The 15,129-nt window shown below is 62.8% G+C and carries 17 protein-coding genes; 6 read left to right on the top strand and 11 right to left on the bottom strand.

Translation table 11 applies throughout. From position 1 onward, the window contains the following. Nucleotides 1-2,067, top strand: coding sequence for an FUSC family protein (locus X735_RS155355; protein ID WP_023810499.1), 2,067 nt, complete (start codon nt 1-3; stop codon nt 2,065-2,067). Here the strand turns inward: X735_RS155355 and X735_RS155360 are convergent. Beyond that, a complete protein-coding gene (locus X735_RS155360) occupies nt 2,064-3,188 on the bottom strand; it encodes a DUF2336 domain-containing protein (RefSeq protein ID WP_023810498.1) in 1,125 nt (374 codons plus the stop codon). The genes X735_RS155355 and X735_RS155360 overlap by 4 nt on opposite strands. A 148-nt stretch (nt 3,189-3,336) precedes the next feature. Between X735_RS155360 and X735_RS155365 the strand changes: the two genes are divergently transcribed. Together X735_RS155365 and X735_RS155370 are read left to right on the top strand one after the other, a co-directional pair. Then, a complete protein-coding gene (locus X735_RS155365) occupies nt 3,337-3,789 on the top strand; it encodes a MaoC family dehydratase (RefSeq protein ID WP_023810497.1) in 453 nt (150 codons plus the stop codon). Nucleotides 3,790-3,792: 3 nt separating this feature from the next. Further along, nucleotides 3,793-4,674, top strand: a complete 882-nt coding sequence (locus tag X735_RS155370) for a CoA ester lyase (RefSeq protein WP_023810496.1) — start codon at nt 3,793-3,795, stop codon at nt 4,672-4,674. A 7-nt stretch (nt 4,675-4,681) separates the two neighbouring features. Here the strand turns inward: X735_RS155370 and X735_RS155375 are convergent, their stop codons facing one another. Then, nucleotides 4,682-5,356 (bottom strand): isoprenylcysteine carboxylmethyltransferase family protein, encoded by a 675-nt coding sequence (locus X735_RS155375; protein ID WP_023810495.1) that lies wholly within the window; start codon nt 5,354-5,356, stop codon nt 4,682-4,684. 108 nt (nt 5,357-5,464) lie between these two features. On the opposite strand from X735_RS155375, the gene X735_RS155380 reads away from it, so the two are divergent. Then, nucleotides 5,465-6,196, top strand: a complete 732-nt coding sequence (locus X735_RS155380) for a TetR/AcrR family transcriptional regulator (protein WP_023810494.1) — start codon at nt 5,465-5,467, stop codon at nt 6,194-6,196. Here the strand turns inward: X735_RS155380 and X735_RS155385 are convergent. Next, nucleotides 6,193-6,861: a flavin reductase family protein gene (locus X735_RS155385; RefSeq protein WP_023810493.1), complete on the bottom strand. Its 669-nt coding sequence runs from the start codon at nt 6,859-6,861 to the stop codon at nt 6,193-6,195. The two genes, X735_RS155380 and X735_RS155385, sit on opposite strands and share 4 nt — an antisense overlap. Then, entirely contained in the window at nt 6,862-7,446 is a 585-nt protein-coding gene (locus tag X735_RS155390) for a nitroreductase (protein ID WP_023810492.1), read from the bottom strand. Nucleotides 7,447-7,675: 229 nt separating this feature from the next. Between X735_RS155390 and X735_RS155395 the strand changes: the two genes are divergently transcribed. After that, nucleotides 7,676-8,638 (top strand): hypothetical protein, encoded by a 963-nt coding sequence (locus X735_RS155395; protein ID WP_023810491.1) that lies wholly within the window; start codon nt 7,676-7,678, stop codon nt 8,636-8,638. A 34-nt stretch (nt 8,639-8,672) separates the two neighbouring features. Here X735_RS155395 and X735_RS155400 read toward each other — a convergent pair whose 3' ends face one another. From X735_RS155400 to X735_RS1000000167340, 7 genes are all read right to left on the bottom strand, one after another. Next, the gene (locus X735_RS155400; RefSeq protein ID WP_023810490.1) at nt 8,673-8,987 is read right to left on the bottom strand and encodes a type II toxin-antitoxin system RelE/ParE family toxin; all 315 of its coding nucleotides are present in this window, start codon (nt 8,985-8,987) and stop codon (nt 8,673-8,675) included. Next, complete coding sequence (locus tag X735_RS155405) at nt 8,977-9,252, bottom strand: type II toxin-antitoxin system ParD family antitoxin (RefSeq protein WP_023810489.1); 276 nt, start codon at nt 9,250-9,252, stop codon at nt 8,977-8,979. The genes X735_RS155400 and X735_RS155405 overlap by 11 nt, the downstream gene beginning before the upstream one ends. A 108-nt stretch (nt 9,253-9,360) precedes the next feature. Continuing rightward, nucleotides 9,361-10,299 (bottom strand): GNAT family N-acetyltransferase, encoded by a 939-nt coding sequence (locus X735_RS155410; protein ID WP_023810488.1) that lies wholly within the window; start codon nt 10,297-10,299, stop codon nt 9,361-9,363. 86 nt (nt 10,300-10,385) lie between these two features. Then, the gene (gene thrS, locus X735_RS155415) at nt 10,386-12,362 is read right to left on the bottom strand and encodes a threonine--tRNA ligase (RefSeq protein ID WP_023810487.1); all 1,977 of its coding nucleotides are present in this window, start codon (nt 12,360-12,362) and stop codon (nt 10,386-10,388) included. A gap of 175 nt (nt 12,363-12,537) precedes the next feature. Further along, nucleotides 12,538-13,365, bottom strand: a complete 828-nt coding sequence (gene blaOXA, locus X735_RS155420) for a class D beta-lactamase (protein ID WP_023810486.1) — start codon at nt 13,363-13,365, stop codon at nt 12,538-12,540. Nucleotides 13,366-13,512: 147 nt separating this feature from the next. After that, the gene (yidD, locus tag X735_RS155425) at nt 13,513-13,887 is read right to left on the bottom strand and encodes a membrane protein insertion efficiency factor YidD (protein WP_023810485.1); all 375 of its coding nucleotides are present in this window, start codon (nt 13,885-13,887) and stop codon (nt 13,513-13,515) included. Nucleotides 13,888-13,961: 74 nt separating this feature from the next. Continuing rightward, entirely contained in the window at nt 13,962-14,120 is a 159-nt protein-coding gene (locus tag X735_RS1000000167340; protein ID WP_081734812.1) for a hypothetical protein, read from the bottom strand. A gap of 91 nt (nt 14,121-14,211) precedes the next feature. Here X735_RS1000000167340 and X735_RS155430 point away from each other — a divergent pair, with 91 nt between their 5' ends. Next, complete coding sequence (locus tag X735_RS155430; RefSeq protein WP_023810484.1) at nt 14,212-15,117, top strand: LysR substrate-binding domain-containing protein; 906 nt, start codon at nt 14,212-14,214, stop codon at nt 15,115-15,117. Nucleotides 15,118-15,129: the final 12 nt, after the last annotated feature.

The following is a 15,129-nucleotide window of genomic DNA, read 5'->3' as shown; positions in this document are numbered from 1 at the left end:
GTGACCTGGGCGCGGCTGAAAGGCTATTTCGAGACGAGTTTAGCCGGCTTGACGCAACCGACGCGTTCGGACTGGATTTTCTCGCTGCGCACTGTTTCGGCTGGCCTGATCGCTCTGCTAGCCGCCTATGCGCTGAAGCTCGACCATCCGCAATGGGCCATGATGACGGTGTTCATCGTCGCCCAGCCGGTTGCCGGCATGGTACTGGCGAAGGGCTTCTACCGGCTGCTCGGCACGCTGGTCGGCGGCATCGCCGCGATCGGCATCACCACCGTTTGCGGCACCAACCCCTGGGTGCTGGTAACGGTGCTTGCCGTCTGGATCGGCATCTGCACCTTCGTCTCGTCGCTGCTGCGCAATCCGGAAGCCTATGGCGCCGCCCTCGCGGGCTACACCGCAATGATCATCGGCCTGCCCGCTTTCGGACAGCCGCATCTCGTCGTCGACCTCGCGGTCGCGCGCTGTGCCGAGATCGTGCTTGGCATTGTCTGCGCCGGCCTGACCAGCCGCCTGATCCTGCCAAAACTGGCCAGCGACGCCATCGTCTCGCGCCTGAAACGCTGCATCCTTGATCTTGCCACCTATGCCGGCGGTGCGTTCTCCGGCGGCGACCCGGCAACGCTGTCCGCGCTGCACCGAAAGCTGATCACTGATGCCCAGACGCTCGGCGAGATGCGCGCCTATGCCAGGCTCGAAGCGCCAAGCTTCGCGCCGCGCGCCCATCCAGTCCGGCGCACCATCGGACAGCTGCTCTCCGCGCTCTCGGCGGCACGCGCGCTGCATTCGCACGCCGCCCCGAAGAATGCGGCGCTCATTCCGGTGCGCTCGGAATTACAATCGCTGGTCAGCGAGCTGGCGACCAAGCCCGGCGCGCTGGACGATACGGCGCTGTGGATGGCTCGGCTCGATGCGATTGCCGGAAACGCCCGGCAAATGCCCGATACCTCGACCGACCAGGGCAACGACAGGGTCGGCACTATCACCCGCCTGACCATCGCCGCCGATTTCGCCGATGCGCTCAAGCAGGTGCTGCGCGGCCTCGACGCCTTGCGCGCGCCTGCCACACGTCCGGCCCGGGGCAGCAGGCAGCCTGCGCTGGTGGTGCATCGCGATTACGCCGGCGCATCGCGTAACGCCTTGCGTGCTGCCCTTGCCACGCTGCTGGTCGCGGCCTTCTGGCTGACGACGAAATGGTCGGAAGCGGCCGGTACGGTCATTCTCGTTGCTGTCGTATCGAGCCTGTTTGCTGCTCGCCCCGACCCTGTGCAGGTCGCCTGGGGTTTCTTCAAGGGAACGCTTCTGGCGCTGCCGTTTGCCTTTCTCGTCGGCCAGATCGCATTGCCTGCCCTGCCCGGCTTCGGCTGGTTCATGCTGTTTGTCGTGCCCATCCTTGTACCGACGGCGCTGGCCATGGCCAATCCACGCTATGTCGGCGTGGCGACGGCCTTCGCCATCAACTTCCTTGCCTTCCTGAGCCCGCACCAGGCGATGACCTACGATCCCGGACCCTTCTTCGCCGGTTCGGCGTCGATCCTGGTCGGCATCCTGCTGGCGATCGGTGTCTTCATCGTCGTGCTGCCCGCCGATCCGTGGCTCGCGGCCAACCGCATCGTGCGCGCCATGCGCGAGGATCTGGCGCGGCTTTGCCTGCATGAGCGCGTGCCGAGACGTTCGGCCTTCGAGAGCCTCGCCTACGACCGCATCAACCAGCTGATGCCGCTGGTGCAGAATGCCGGTCAGAAGGGCGATGCGGTTCTGGGCGGCGGAGTCGCCGCCGTCACCGTCGGCCTGGAGGTCCTTCGGCTGCGCGATGCAAGCCAAAGCCATGCCATTCCATCCGAGACCGCGCTTTCGATCGCCAACTTCCTGAGGGGACTGGCGCGCGAACTGCTTTTCCGCGCCCCCAGCGATCCGCAGACCTCGACCGTCGCCGTCGCCCGGCAGTACGCAGCGAACATCGCCGAGCGAAACGGCACCAGCGAATTGCTTCAAATCGCAGCATCGCTGCGCATCATCGCCGCCGCGATTGAGGATTTCCCGGACTTTTTCGCGAGGGATAAAGGTTAAGCTGCCGCTATCGCCAGCGCGTGGCCTCGCGCGTTCTCGCGCAGCGCATCGAGATGGATCGACTTGATCAAGGCGGCAAGATCGCCTTCGGCGGATTGCCCACCCACTTCCTTGAGCATCAGCCAGCTGACCTCCTGCACACCGGCGACGCGCTTGCCGTTGGCAACCTCGCGCCAGATCTTCAGCGCACGCAGGATGATGGCATGGGTGACTGCGGCGAGTCCGGCGCTGCGGAACAGCGCCTGCAAGGCCACGTCGTGCCCGCCGGCCAGCAGCGCCCTTACCCTTTGTTCGGACTGCTGGCTGAGCGCGACCAGCGCCGAGCCGAAGAAATCGACCTTGCCATGCGCGATGGTGCGGATCAGAAAGCTCGCGGTAAGGTCGCCACGCAGCCTGAGATGCTCGATCAGGGCCGCATGTTCTTCCTGGCGCGTGCCTTCGATCAGCGTCACCGAAGCCTTGACGCAGGCGTCGCGCATGACGCGGTCGGCTCGCGCCGCGCCCATCATCGCCATCACCAGTGGCGACGTTTTCAACATTTCGCCAAGCTTGACGAGCAGCATATGCCGGCAGTCGGCCGGCAGCCTGATATCCGATATCAGCGCCTCGCGCACCAGCGGCAGGTGCCCATGCCGTTCGGCCATGCGGCGGAAGCTGAGCGAGGCGATGTCGGCGCCGCTGTTGGCGAGCAGCACGGCGCAGGCGTCCGCCTCGCCGATCTCGGCGATGGCCGCCGACAGCGCCATCGAGACGAGTGGCCGGTCGGCGATCAATTTCTGTGTCGCCTTCGGACTTGAAGCCACGCGGTTGATCAGGTCGGCGTCGGTGAGCAGCGGCGAGCGCGCCAACACCACGCCGGCGACTTCCGGCTGGTCGGAGGCCAGCACGCTGATGATCTGCATTGGCGCGTGGTGGCTCATCGACAGCGCCTCGGCCATCGCCAGCCGCACCTTCGACGACGCATCGTCGAGCAACAGCGTCAGCGCCGCCTCGGCGGCGCAACGGTCCTCGAAAGGCAATTCGGAATTGATATAGGCCCGGGCCAGAGCGCTCGCCGCCGCGGCGCGCTCCGACACCCTGGCCGTGTAGATCCATTTCAGGAAATGCGAAACAACAACCATGCCCGCCTGCTTACGCCCCTTGTCAGAAGCTTCTGACCCACTGACGACCGTAGGCAGAATTGGTTTACGAACCGTTCACCATGTTCATTAACTGGCTTGCGAGCCTGATTTGCAGCGCCTATCACCGTCAAGCACCTGGGGAGAAGAAATGGCCGGGCTTTATCTCGAAGAGTTCGTTGTCGGCCATGTCTTCCAGCACACGCTGCGCAAGACCGTTACCGAAAGCGACAACATGCTGTTTTCGGTAATGACGCTGAACCCGCAGCCGCTGCACATCGACTTCGATTTCGCCGCCAAGAGCGAATGGGGCAAGCCGCTGGTCAACTCGCTGTTCACGCTCGGCCTGATGATCGGCATTTCGGTCAATGACATCACAGTCGGCACTACGGTCGCCAATCTCGGCATGAAGGAGACCGTGTTTCCGCATCCGGTCTTCCATGGCGACACCATTCGCGTTGAGACGACAGTCATCTCGGTGCGCGAGTCCAGGTCGAAACCCGATCGCGGCATCGTCGAATTCGAGCATCGCGCCTACAACCAGCATGGCGATCTCGTCGCCAAATGCACCAGGCAAGCGATGATGCTGAAGAAGGCGATCTGACGCATGCGTTCGCTGCTGTTCATCCCTGGCGATTCCCAGAGGAAACTGGAAAAGGGTTTTGGTGTCGGCGCCGACGTGGTCATCGTCGACCTCGAGGATTCCGTGGCATCGCACAACAAGGCGCTGGCACGCGAGGTGGCGGCGCGCTTCATCCTGGAACGCAGGGCGCAAACCGGTTCAGCCATCTATGTCAGGGTCAACGACCTGTCGACCGCGCTGACGGACGACGATCTCGCCGCACTGGTTCCAGCGAAACCCGACGGCATCATGCTGCCCAAGTCGAACAGCGGCCAGGATGTGCAGCACCTGTCGGCAAAGCTCAGGGTGCGCGAGGCCGAAAACGGCTTGGCCGACGGCGCGATCAAGATCCTGCCGATCATCACAGAAACGCCGGCAGGCGTGCTGGCGGCTGCGACCTATGCCGGGACAAGCGCGCGGCTTGCCGGCCTCACCTGGGGCGCTGAAGACCTGTCGGCGACGATCGGCGCGCGCAGCGCCCGCGACGAGCATGGCCGCTACACGGACGTGTTCCGTCACGCTCGCACCATGACCATACTTGCCGCCGGTGCGGCGGAGGTCGAGGCGATCGACACCGTCTTCCCGAATTTTCGCGACATGGCGGCCTTCGAAGCGGAATGCACCGAGGCCGAGCGCGATGGCTTCACCGGCAAGATGGCGATCCACCCCGATCAGGTGCCGGTCATCAACGCCGCCTTCACGCCGTCGGTCGACGCCGTGAGACAATCGGCGGCAATCGTTGCCGCGTTCGCGGCAGCGGGAAGTCCCGGCGTCGTCAGCATCGACGGCAGGATGTTCGACCGCCCGCACCTGCGGCTAGCCGAGCGGCTTCTGGCGCGGGCAAAGGCGGCAGGTGTTTCCGCCTGAGCGCCTGCTACCAAACCAACGGGATCAAGCGGTAACGGACCCGGGCCACATAGTCGTCATAGCCGCGCAGGCCGGTGCGAAGCGTCTTCTCTTCAATGAAGGTGCGGATGGCCAGGAGAACGACGATCACGAGTACCGACGCCAGCCCCCACCAGGAACCAAGCAGAAGTGCCGTGCCGGCGAAGAAGAGGATGGCGCCGGCGTACATCGGATGGCGGACGTAGCTGTAAGGCCCCGTGGAGATCACATGTTGTCCGCGTTCATCCTGGATCCTCACCACGGGCGCCGCGAAACTGTTCTCCAGCATCGTCAGATAGCAGATCCAGATTCCGAGCAGCAGGACGAGCGCGCCGACCACCTGCACCCAGACGGGAACCACGGACCAGCCGAAACGGACGTCGAACCCCATGAATATCTGCGAACCAAAGATGGCGAACAGTAGTATGGACAGCAGGACCTTGTCGGCCGTGTCCTGATTCTTCTGGATGGGAGAACTCAGCCGCTCATTCATCAGGCCGGGATCGCGCCTTGCCAGCGCCACGCCCAAGGTGAGACTGAGCCCCACCATCCCCACCAGATAGACCCAGGCCCCCGGCCAGTGCAGCGTGCCGGCCGACAGGAAGAGCAAGGCGCCCATGGCGCCAAACCAGACGAATGTTTGAAGGACCAATTTCGCGATCATGATCGGCCTTTCATGATATCCGCTCACTTGCGCTGGCAATTTTAGACCATCGGTCTACCATACCGACCGACGGTCTGTAATTCAAGCGAGCTGTGCAGAAGGTTCATCATGCCCCGTGTCATCAAGCATCCAGAGTTCAGGCGAGAAGAACTTCTGGACCATGCCCAGACGCTTTTTCTGACGCAGGGCTATGACAAAGCGAGCCTCAACGACGTGATTGCGTCCGCCGGCGTCTCCAAGGGCGCCTTCTATCACTACTTCCCCTCCAAGGAGGCTCTTCTGGAAGCCTTGGCCGATCGCTTTGCAAGACAGGCACTGGCTGGCGTGCAAGACATAATCGACGATCCGGGCCTAGACCCGCTTGACCGCCTGAATGGCCTGCTCAGCCAGTCGCGGCGGGCCAAGATCGAGACCGCGCCGGAAGCTTGGACTCTTTTCGAGACGATGTTTCGGCCTGAGAATCTGGTGCTTTTCCACCGTATCAATCTGGCCGCCAGCGCGTCGTTTTCACCTCTGCTGGTCAAGATCATCAGGCAAGGGATCGAAGACACCACTTTCAGGACCTTCGATCCGGAAGGTGTCGCCGACATCGTCATGCAGTTCGGCATGGCCACGCATGACGTCGTTGCCAAGGCAATTGCCGGGGGCAGCGACGCCGACATGGAGATCGCGATCGAGGCCCTGGAGAAACGCGTCAGGCTCTACGAGATCGCTCTCGACCGCATACTGGGTCTGCCCGATGGAAGCATCCGGATCGGCGAGCCCGGCTATGTGCGCACCGTCATGACGGCCAGGCAGCGAAAGAGTGCCGGCAAGGCGCTGGCCAAGCCTGATATCTAGTCCTTGTCCCAGCGCGGCCGGCGCATCGAAAACACCTCGTCGACGCTGGCATAGTCCATATAGCCGAGACGAGCGACATTGCCGGCCTTGGTGATGTCGAACAGGCCGTCTGTCAGGAAGGCGTCGTCGATGTGCACGCCGACCACTTCACCGGCAACAATCACAGCACTCGTCGGCGATCCGTCCAGCGCCTTTGGCCGAAAAACTTCCGTCACCCTGCATTCGAGCGCAGCTGGCGCTGCCGCCACGCGCGGCGGCCCGACCAGGCGCGACGGCGCCATGGCAAGATCGGCATAGACGAACTCGTTGACGCCGCGCGGTGCGTTGACCGATGTGCGGTTCATCTTCTCCGCGAGATCGCGGCTGACGAGATTGGCGACGAACTCGCCGGTTTCCTGCGCGAAGGAGGNAATGCGGTCCAAACTCTCATCAACGGGGACGAACTCGCCGGTTTCCTGCGCGAAGGAGGCGCTGTCCTTCTCGCCTTCCGAGGAAAACCAGACGATGAACGGTCGCGTCGAGACGGCATTGAAGAAGGAGTATGGCGCGAGATTGACCTCGCCTGCCCCGTTCAGCGTCGAAATCCAGCCGATCGGACGCGGCGCCACGATCGCCTTCGATGGATCGTGCGGCAGGCCGTGGCCCTTTGAGGGTTCGTAGAACATTCAGCCCGCCCACGGCCCCGAATAGTCGCCGTAAAGCTTTGCCGGATCGGGCCGCGGCCGCTCCGGCGCCGGGCCGGCATAGGAGCCGATATGGATGAAGCCGACGACGCGCTCCTGCGGCGCCAGCCCCAGCAGCGCCCTGCCCTCCGGTACATCCGAATACCAGTTGCTGATCATGTTGGTGCCATAGCCCAGCGCATTCGCTGCTATCATCAGGTTCATCGCCGCCATGCCGCCCGACAGGAACATTTCCCATTGCGGGATTTTTGGATTCTCCCGGGGGACAGATACGACGCCGATCACCAGCGGCGCGCGTGAGAACCGCGCCAGTTCCTGATTGCGGCGGCCTTCCGGCAATGGGCCCTCCCGCTGCTCTGCAAGCGCTGCCAGTTGCCTGCCGATCTCGACGCGGGCGTCGCCACGGTAGACGATGAAGCGCCAGGGCTCCAATCGGCCATGGTCGGGCACCCGCGAGGCAGCAGTGATCATCGTCGCGATCTCCGCATCGCTCGGCGCCGGCTGCTTCAGATCGGGGATCGGAGCGGAGTTTCGGGTCAGCAGGAAATCGATGATCGGCGACGCCATGGGCGCAAGTCTCCTGAACATTCTGTTTTGAGCTGAAGCGCACCATCGGGAATTCGGGCGGCTCGGGCATTGGCGCGGGATACGCCGGACGGAAGAGTCGTATCGGACTCTTAAGCCTTGAAATTGCCACCGCCATGGGCTTCAACGCAAGGCATGTTTGAGGGGACTGTCCGTCTTTTCCTGATCTGGCTCGGCGCCCTGCTGTTCATGNTGGGCTTCAACGCAAGGCATGTTTGAGGGGACTGTCCGTCTTTTCCTGATCTGGCTCGGCGCCCTGCTGTTCATGGCGCCGGTTTCGTACGCCATGGCGCAGAACGTCGACGGTGTCAGCGACCTGAAGCTTCCGGGAATTTCGAGCTACGCGACGCCGAAAGGCGAGACGTCACTGGCACTAAGCGGCGGCGGCGCCATCACATTGTCCGCCCAGTTGACCGACAAGGGTTCCGACATCACGCGCGGCATCGTCTGGCGGGTTTTCAAGCCCGAAGCCGTCAACGGCAAATTGCCGATGGTCGCCTCCTCCCATGGCGGCACCGCCGTCTTCCAGCTCGAGCCTGGCAGCTATCTGGTTCACGCCTCCTACGGCCGGGCCGGCGCCACCAAGCGCATCACTGTCGGCAAGGACGCCAAGCGCGAAAGCCTCGTGCTCGACGCCGGCGGCCTCAAGCTCGACGCCGTGCTGTCCGGCGGCGTGCGCATTCCACCGAAGAAGCTGCGCTTTTCGATCTACGAGGGCACCGCCGAGGCCAATGGCGACCGCGCGCTGATCATTCCCGATGTCGAGCCCAACAGTGTCGTGCGGCTCAACGCCGGCATCTACCATGTCGTCTCGACCTATGGCGCGGTCAACGCGGTCATCCGCTCCGACATCCGCGTCGAGGCCGGCAAGCTGACCGAAGCCACCGTCGAGCACCACGCCGCCGAGATCACGATGAAGCTGGTGCGTGAGACCGGTGGCGAGGCGATCGCCGATACGTCCTGGTCGCTGCTCAATGAGTCCGGCGATCCGATCAAGGAAACCGTCGGCGCCTTCGCCTCTATGGTGCTGGCCGAGGGCGACTACACCATCATCGCCAAGAACCGCGACCGCATCTATCAGAAGGATTTTACGGTCGTGGCCGGGCAGAACCAGGAAATCGAGGTTCTGGCCACCGAGGCCGCGGCGATGGATCCCGAAGAAGGTGCTGATTAGACCAGACTGCAGTTCGCAATCCCTACCAGAGGAATCAGGTGTCTGCTTCATCCTCTGAACTGGCCGGATAATCCTGTCCGCCGTAGAGCACACGCAGGATGACCACGGTGTCACCGTTGACCCGGAAAACGATAGATACGCGGCGTTCAAAACCGACGATGCGGACGCCGGGGCCAACAGCGTCGCGCACGGTCCCGCGCTCCGGGAAGGTGGACAGCGCCATACACGCGGCCTCTATGCGGTTGACATAGTCGCCGGCACGCCGATTCCCGCTGTCGTTTTCGATGTAATTGTAGATGGCGAAGAGGTCGGCTTGAGCCGCTGGCCTGAAGACGACCTTATGCGTCACGCTTAGAGGCCTTCATGCGGTCCGCATGATGGGCGCGCAACGCTTTGAAGACGTCTTCTGCCGGGATGTCCGGACGCGGGTCGTCAAGGGCTTCCTGGACCTTGGCGTGCATAACAGCGGTGATGATCTGCTCCTCGCGATCGAGGGCGCGTAGCGCCGCGCGCATGACTTCGCTGGCGGAATCGTAGGCGCCCGAGGCCAGACGTGCGTCGACGCTGCTCTGCTGGCGGCCGAGGGTCACGGTGATTGGTTTGCTGGTTCTCATGGCAAGTTCGTTTCTTGCCTCCTTATAGCACCGCAACGTTACAGTGTCATACTATTTTCTGAACGGACGGTCGAGTCTCGGCCCCTCGTGAGCCGGACGTTTGTTGCCTCAAGCAGCCAGCTTGGTCCGCGCCGGCAGGAACGGAATCCGGCGGCGCCTCACGACTGGCGCAAGGTCGAACACGCCGCGATAAAGGCGGTCGAGCAACGCCTTGCGGTCGCGCAATGGCTCCAGTTCGCTCCAGCTCAGCATCTTGCCGACACGCACGTCGATCGCCTTGCCGGACAACCGCGCGAATTCGTGGATGAGCAGCGACGTGCGCAATGTCACCGAGGCCTTGCCGATGAATTTCGCCACCCGGCCGTCGCTCTCAGCCATGTTCATCGGGCCGCTGACCAGATGGAACAGCCTGCCGTTCTGCCCGGAAAAATGCATCGGGATGACCGACGCTTTGGCCTCCTGGACGAGACGGGCCGGAAACATCTTCCACGGCAGGTCGCGCGCCCGGCCAAAACCTTTTGGCGCGGTGGCGACACCGCCGGCCGGAAACACCACGATGGTGACGCCCTCCTTCAGCAGCCGCACCGCTTCATGGCGCACGGCCATGTTGTTCTTCAGCGCGTCCTTGGTCTCGGAAAAGTCGATCGGCAGCGAGTAGGGCTCCATCTCGCGGATCTTGAGCAGGTCCTTGTGGATCATCACCCGGAACGGCCGTCCGAGCTGCTCGGCCAGCGACAGCACGGCAATGCCGTCACCGATGCCGAACGGATGATTGGCGACGATCACCAGCGGCGTATCAGGCAATTGCGCTGGCGGCCACTGATCTGCCGTCCGCACGCGGACGTCGATCAGGTCGAGCATGCGGCTGAACACACGCTCGCCGGTCGGCACGACCTGACGGCGCCAAAAATCGTAAAGCGCGGTGTAGCGGTCGCGGCCCGACAGGCCTTCGATCGAATGGATGAACCAGCGCGTCAGCGCCGGCTGGCGCGGATTGGCATAGGAAAGCTCGGGAAAGGGTCGTTCGCGCGATTTCAGCTTGAGCATAGGGGTTCGTTACAAGGTCGGCGTGACAAGGATATGAAAATGGCGGTGGATCGCTCCACCGCCATTTGGCCGAAAAACTATGCCGATCAGGCAGCGCGTTTGCGCCTGCGGTCGGGCGTGACGGCTTCTTCGGTCAATTGCGCGATCGCCTGGTCAAGGCCAAGCGATTCCTGGTCGCGTGAGCCCAGCCGGCGCATGTTGACCGTCTGCTCTTCCGCCTCGCGCTTGCCGCAGACGAGGATGACCGGAACCTTGGCCAGCGAGTGTTCGCGGACCTTGTAGTTGATCTTCTCGTTGCGCAAATCCGCTTCCGCCAACAGCCCGGCGGCCTTCAGCTTTGCCACCACTTCGGTCGCATAGCCGTCGGCATCCGAGGTGATCGTCGCCACCACCACCTGCAGCGGCGCGAACCACAGCGGGAAATGGCCGGAATAGTTCTCGATCAGGATGCCGAGGAAGCGCTCCATCGAACCGCAGATGGCGCGGTGCACCATCACAGGCTGCTTCTTCTCGGAATCGGAGCCGATATAGAAGGCGCCGAACCGTTCCGGCAGGTTGAAGTCGACCTGCGTCGTGCCGCACTGCCATTCGCGGCCGATAGCATCCTTGAGCACATATTCGAATTTCGGTCCGTAGAAGGCGCCTTCGCCCGGATTGATCGAGGTCTTGATGCGATTGCCGGATCGTGTCCTGATCGTCTCCAGCACGCTGCCCATGATTGCTTCGGCGTGATCCCAGGCTTCGTCGGTGCCGACGCGTTTGTCGGGCCGCGTCGAAAGCTTGACGCTGATTTCGTCAAAACCGAAATCAGCATAGGTCGACAGGATCAAATCGTTGATGCGCAGGCACTCTGCGGCCAGCTGCTCCTCGGTGCAGAAGATGTGCGCATCGTCCTGCGTGAAGCCGCGCACACGCATCAGCCCGTGCAGCGCGCCCGACGGCTCGTAGCGATGCACATTGCCGAATTCCGCAAGCTTCACGGGTAGATCGCGATAGGACTTCAACCCATGCTTGAAAATCTGCACATGGCCCGGACAGTTCATCGGCTTCAACGCGAAGACCCGGTCGTCATCGGTGTCGTCGCCGGCGACCGTCACCTTGAACATGGCGTCGCGATACCAGCCCCAATGGCCTGACGTCTCCCACAGGCTCTTGTCGAGCACCTGCGGCGCGTTGACCTCCTGATAGCCCTGCTCGTCGAGGCGGCGGCGCATGTAGTTGACCAAGTTCTGGAACATCTTCCAGCCCTTGGCATGCCAGAAGACGACGCCCGGTCCCTCTTCCTGGAAATGGAACAGGTCCATCTCGCGGCCGATCTTCCTATGGTCGCGCTTCTCGGCCTCCTCCAGCATCATCTGGTAGGCTTCGAGCTGCGCCTGGTCGGCCCAGGCCGTGCCGTAGATGCGGGTCAGCATCGGGTTGTTCGAATCCCCGCGCCAATAGGCGCCGGCCACCTTCATGAGTTTGAAGGCATTGCCGATCTGCCCGGTCGAGGCCATGTGCGGGCCACGGCAGAGGTCGAACCAGTCGCCCTGCGCATAGATCTTGAGATTCTGATCCTCAGGAATGGCGTCGATCAGCTCCAGCTTGTAGCGCTCGCCCTTGTCGGCAAAGACTTTTTTCGCCCTGTCGCGCGACCACACTTCCCTGGTGAACGGCTTGTTGCGCGCGATGATCTCGCGCATCTTCTTCTCGATCACCGGAAAATCGTCAGGCGTGAACGGCTCGTTACGGGCGAAGTCGTAGTAGAACCCGTTCTCGATCACCGGCCCGATGGTCACCTGCGTTCCCGGCCACAATTCCTGCACGGCTTCTGCCAGCACATGGGCCGCGTCGTGGCGGATCAGCTCCAGCGCGCGCGGGTCGTCGCGGGTGACGATCTCGACCTTGCCGGACTTGCCGAGCGGATCGCTGAGATCGCGAACGGTGCCGTCGATCGCATAGGCGACCGCCTTCTTGGCCAGCGATTTCGAGATCGATTCGGCGAGGCCGGCACCGGTCATCGCCGCGTCGTATTCGCGGACGGAGCCATCGGGAAATGTCAGGGAAACGGAATTCAGCATATATATCTCCTATCCAGTCCCGCAAACGAGCGCGGGTGGTTGAAATGCATGTCGCCCAAAAGTGTATGGCGGTTTTGGGTTACGATATGCATAGGGAAAAGCCGGATGCGTCCGGCAGCGGCTGTCTTTTATGGACAGATTCCGCCTCCGTAAAGCCCGGCTCAAATGTCAGCGTTCATTTGATGAGGAGCGGCAGGTCCTTCAGGAACGCGGCGCGGGTCTTGAGGCCCTTGGGCATGTCGGTGCGGTTGGTGTCGACGACAAGCCGCGCAAAGACGATCTGGCGGCCATCCTTTTGCGCCCAGCCGACGAACCAGCCGAGCGAACGCTTGTCCTGAACCTTGTCGACGTCGTTGCGCAGCCTGGTGCTTCCGGTCTTGCCTTGCACCGTCCAGCCTCCGGCCTGGAAGGTCGGGATGATGGCTGATGTCATGTCGTAAGCCCTGGCCGAGACAGGCAGCTTGCGGGCCAGCAGCTTGCGCAGGAATTCGACCTGCTCGACCGGCGTGATCTTGAGCGAGGAATTCACCCAGGACTTGGTCAAACCATCATTCTTGCCGGGATTGCCGGAAACATCGGCGTTGCCGTAGTCGAATTTCGAGACATAACCGGCAAAACTCCCAGACCCAAGCCGGCGGGTGATTTCCCGGGAAAACCACAGGATCGAATCCCGCTCCCAGACCACCGGATCGACGGTCTTCTGATCCCGCTTCACCGCGTTGAATTCAGGCTTGTAATCCCAGCTCGGCGTGTGCTCGTCGCTCAGGATCCCGCTGTCATAGCCGATCAGCGACAACGGCACCTTGAACGTCGAAGCCGGGCTGAACCGCTCGTCGCACACCCCGTCCTCGTAGAGCGCCTTGCCGCTCGCCGCATCGGCGATCACCGTGCACTGCACGTCCCCCAGCGGCGCCGATTGCGCGCGCAGCGGAAATCCCAGCAGCCAGGCGAGCAGGAACAGTATCCCGGCAAAGATGAAGGGAAGACGGTCGAAATTGCGCATTTTCTGCTCGCTCCAGAAGGGGGTTCGCGAGCGGCTTAGCGAGGTCTCTTGTCTCGATTTTGTCTCAAATGCGCAGTCTTTGTGCAGGCTGTTGTTAACCCTACCGGATCGTAAACGGGCAGAGCCGGCGGGACCTGACTGACGCGATCACCCCTGCGCTTCGCCGCGCTTGCTGCCGATCCGCCAGTACCGCCATGGCGTGAACCAGACATAACGATCCTCCAGCACCTCCGGCACGAGGTCTATGCCATGCGTGCCGAATGGCCCGCAGCGCAGCATCCGGAAAAATCCCATCCAACCGCCCGCCCACAGGCCATGGCGGGCGATCGCCTCATGGGCATATTCCGAACAGGTCGGCAGATGCCGGCAGGAATTGCCGACAAAGCCCGACAATGTCAGCTGGTAGAGGCGCACGAGCGACGTGCCGAGGAGACGGCCCGGCGTCTTGCGCCATGGACCGGGCCAGTTACGGCCGCGTTTCGGCGGCCGGGCGATATGCGCATGCCCATGCTGGTCGCGCACCACAGTCTCCGTTTCGCGTTTCCCACGCGATAGATGTGGGCTTCTACTAGAGAACGCAATCCCCGCGCCCACCGTCACGGACGGAAACGACGAAACGGCTGCCAGTCAGCCGAAGCCACCCACCGGCCACGACTGGTCGGCTCTTCGTAACGCTTTTCATGCTGTCTTCTGTCACGCCATTGAAACGTTGCGATCCGCATGACATCGCCAAAGATGCTCAGCAACTGGATCATGGTCGGTCTCCTTTGATGCGATTAGACGGCCGCTGGCCTTCGCCTTCAAACGAGTATAATTTCCACTTCGGATAATCCTGGGTTATGCGAAATGAAGCGTGGGCGCCTGCCGCTGACGGCATTGAGGAGCTTCGAGGCGGCGGGCCGGCATCTGAGCTTCAGCCGGGCCGCCGAGGAGCTTTTCGTCTCACAGGCGGCGATCAGCCGGCAGATCCGGGAACTCGAAATCTTCCTGCGCCAACCCTTGTTCGAACGTCACCATCGCCGTGTCGAACTGACCGACACCGGACGGCGTCTGCTGGATCAGCTTGTCAGAAGTTTCGACGCTATCGACACCTTGCTTGGAGAACTGGTGGCGACACCGGCGCAGTCCGTGGTCCGTGTCAGTGTCGAGCCGTCGCTTGCATCCGTGTGGCTGGTGCCACGGCTCAACCGGTTTCGCCAATTGCGGCCTGACATCGACATCTCGCTCGAGGTCGATCCAAGGCTGATCGAGTTCCGCAGCGATCAGCCGGAGCTTGCCTTGCGCTTCAGCGCACATGCCACCGCGTGGCCGCGCAGCGAAGCCGAGCAACTTGCTTCGACAGTCGACTCACCTGTTCTGTCGCCGGCGCTGCTTGCCTCGGGCCCCGCCCTCGAGAAGCCGATCGATCTTGGTCGCTACACGCTTTTGCACGAGGAGAACCGCCAGGGCTGGGCGCGCTGGTTCGAAGCGGCCGGCGTGCCCGCCGACGCCGTGCCGGCGCGCGGGCCGATGCTGGCGGATGCGTCGCTTTCAAAGCAGGCCGCCTTGCTCGGACATGGCGTTGCACTGGGCGATCTCTTGCAGATCGGCGGAGAAGTCGCGTCCGGCGCGCTGGTCAAACCGTTCGACATCGACGTCGCATCCGGCGCCTATTGGCTGGTGGCCAGAAGCTTGCGCGATCTGTCGGAGCCGGCCGCCGCGTTCGCGGACTGGGTACGCGGCGAATTTGCCGAAAGCAGACGTGCATTGTAAACGGTCGGTTGC

The sequence above is a fragment of the Mesorhizobium sp. L2C084A000 genome, from assembly GCF_000502875.1.
In the GTDB taxonomy this organism is placed as follows: domain Bacteria; phylum Pseudomonadota; class Alphaproteobacteria; order Rhizobiales; family Rhizobiaceae; genus Mesorhizobium.
This window is presented reverse-complemented; position numbering and strand designations above follow the sequence as displayed.

Excerpts from the sequence above, each read along its gene's own strand:
- X735_RS155360 (WP_023810498.1), bottom strand. The coding sequence starts at position 3,188 with ATGGTTGTTGTTTCGCATTTCCTGAAATGGATCTACACGGCCAGGGTG.
- X735_RS155365 (WP_023810497.1), top strand. The coding sequence starts at position 3,337 with ATGGCCGGGCTTTATCTCGAAGAGTTCGTTGTCGGCCATGTCTTCCAG.
- X735_RS155370 (WP_023810496.1), top strand. The coding sequence starts at position 3,793 with ATGCGTTCGCTGCTGTTCATCCCTGGCGATTCCCAGAGGAAACTGGAA.
- X735_RS155375 (WP_023810495.1), bottom strand. The coding sequence starts at position 5,356 with ATGATCGCGAAATTGGTCCTTCAAACATTCGTCTGGTTTGGCGCCATG.
- X735_RS155380 (WP_023810494.1), top strand. The coding sequence starts at position 5,465 with ATGCCCCGTGTCATCAAGCATCCAGAGTTCAGGCGAGAAGAACTTCTG.
- X735_RS155390 (WP_023810492.1), bottom strand. The coding sequence starts at position 7,446 with ATGGCGTCGCCGATCATCGATTTCCTGCTGACCCGAAACTCCGCTCCG.
- X735_RS155395 (WP_023810491.1), top strand. The coding sequence starts at position 7,676 with ATGTTTGAGGGGACTGTCCGTCTTTTCCTGATCTGGCTCGGCGCCCTG.
- X735_RS155405 (WP_023810489.1), bottom strand. The coding sequence starts at position 9,252 with ATGAGAACCAGCAAACCAATCACCGTGACCCTCGGCCGCCAGCAGAGC.
- X735_RS155410 (WP_023810488.1), bottom strand. The coding sequence starts at position 10,299 with ATGCTCAAGCTGAAATCGCGCGAACGACCCTTTCCCGAGCTTTCCTAT.
- thrS (WP_023810487.1), bottom strand. The coding sequence starts at position 12,362 with ATGCTGAATTCCGTTTCCCTGACATTTCCCGATGGCTCCGTCCGCGAA.
- blaOXA (WP_023810486.1), bottom strand. The coding sequence starts at position 13,365 with ATGCGCAATTTCGACCGTCTTCCCTTCATCTTTGCCGGGATACTGTTC.
- X735_RS1000000167340 (WP_081734812.1), bottom strand. The coding sequence starts at position 14,120 with ATGATCCAGTTGCTGAGCATCTTTGGCGATGTCATGCGGATCGCAACG.
- X735_RS155430 (WP_023810484.1), top strand. The coding sequence starts at position 14,212 with ATGAAGCGTGGGCGCCTGCCGCTGACGGCATTGAGGAGCTTCGAGGCG.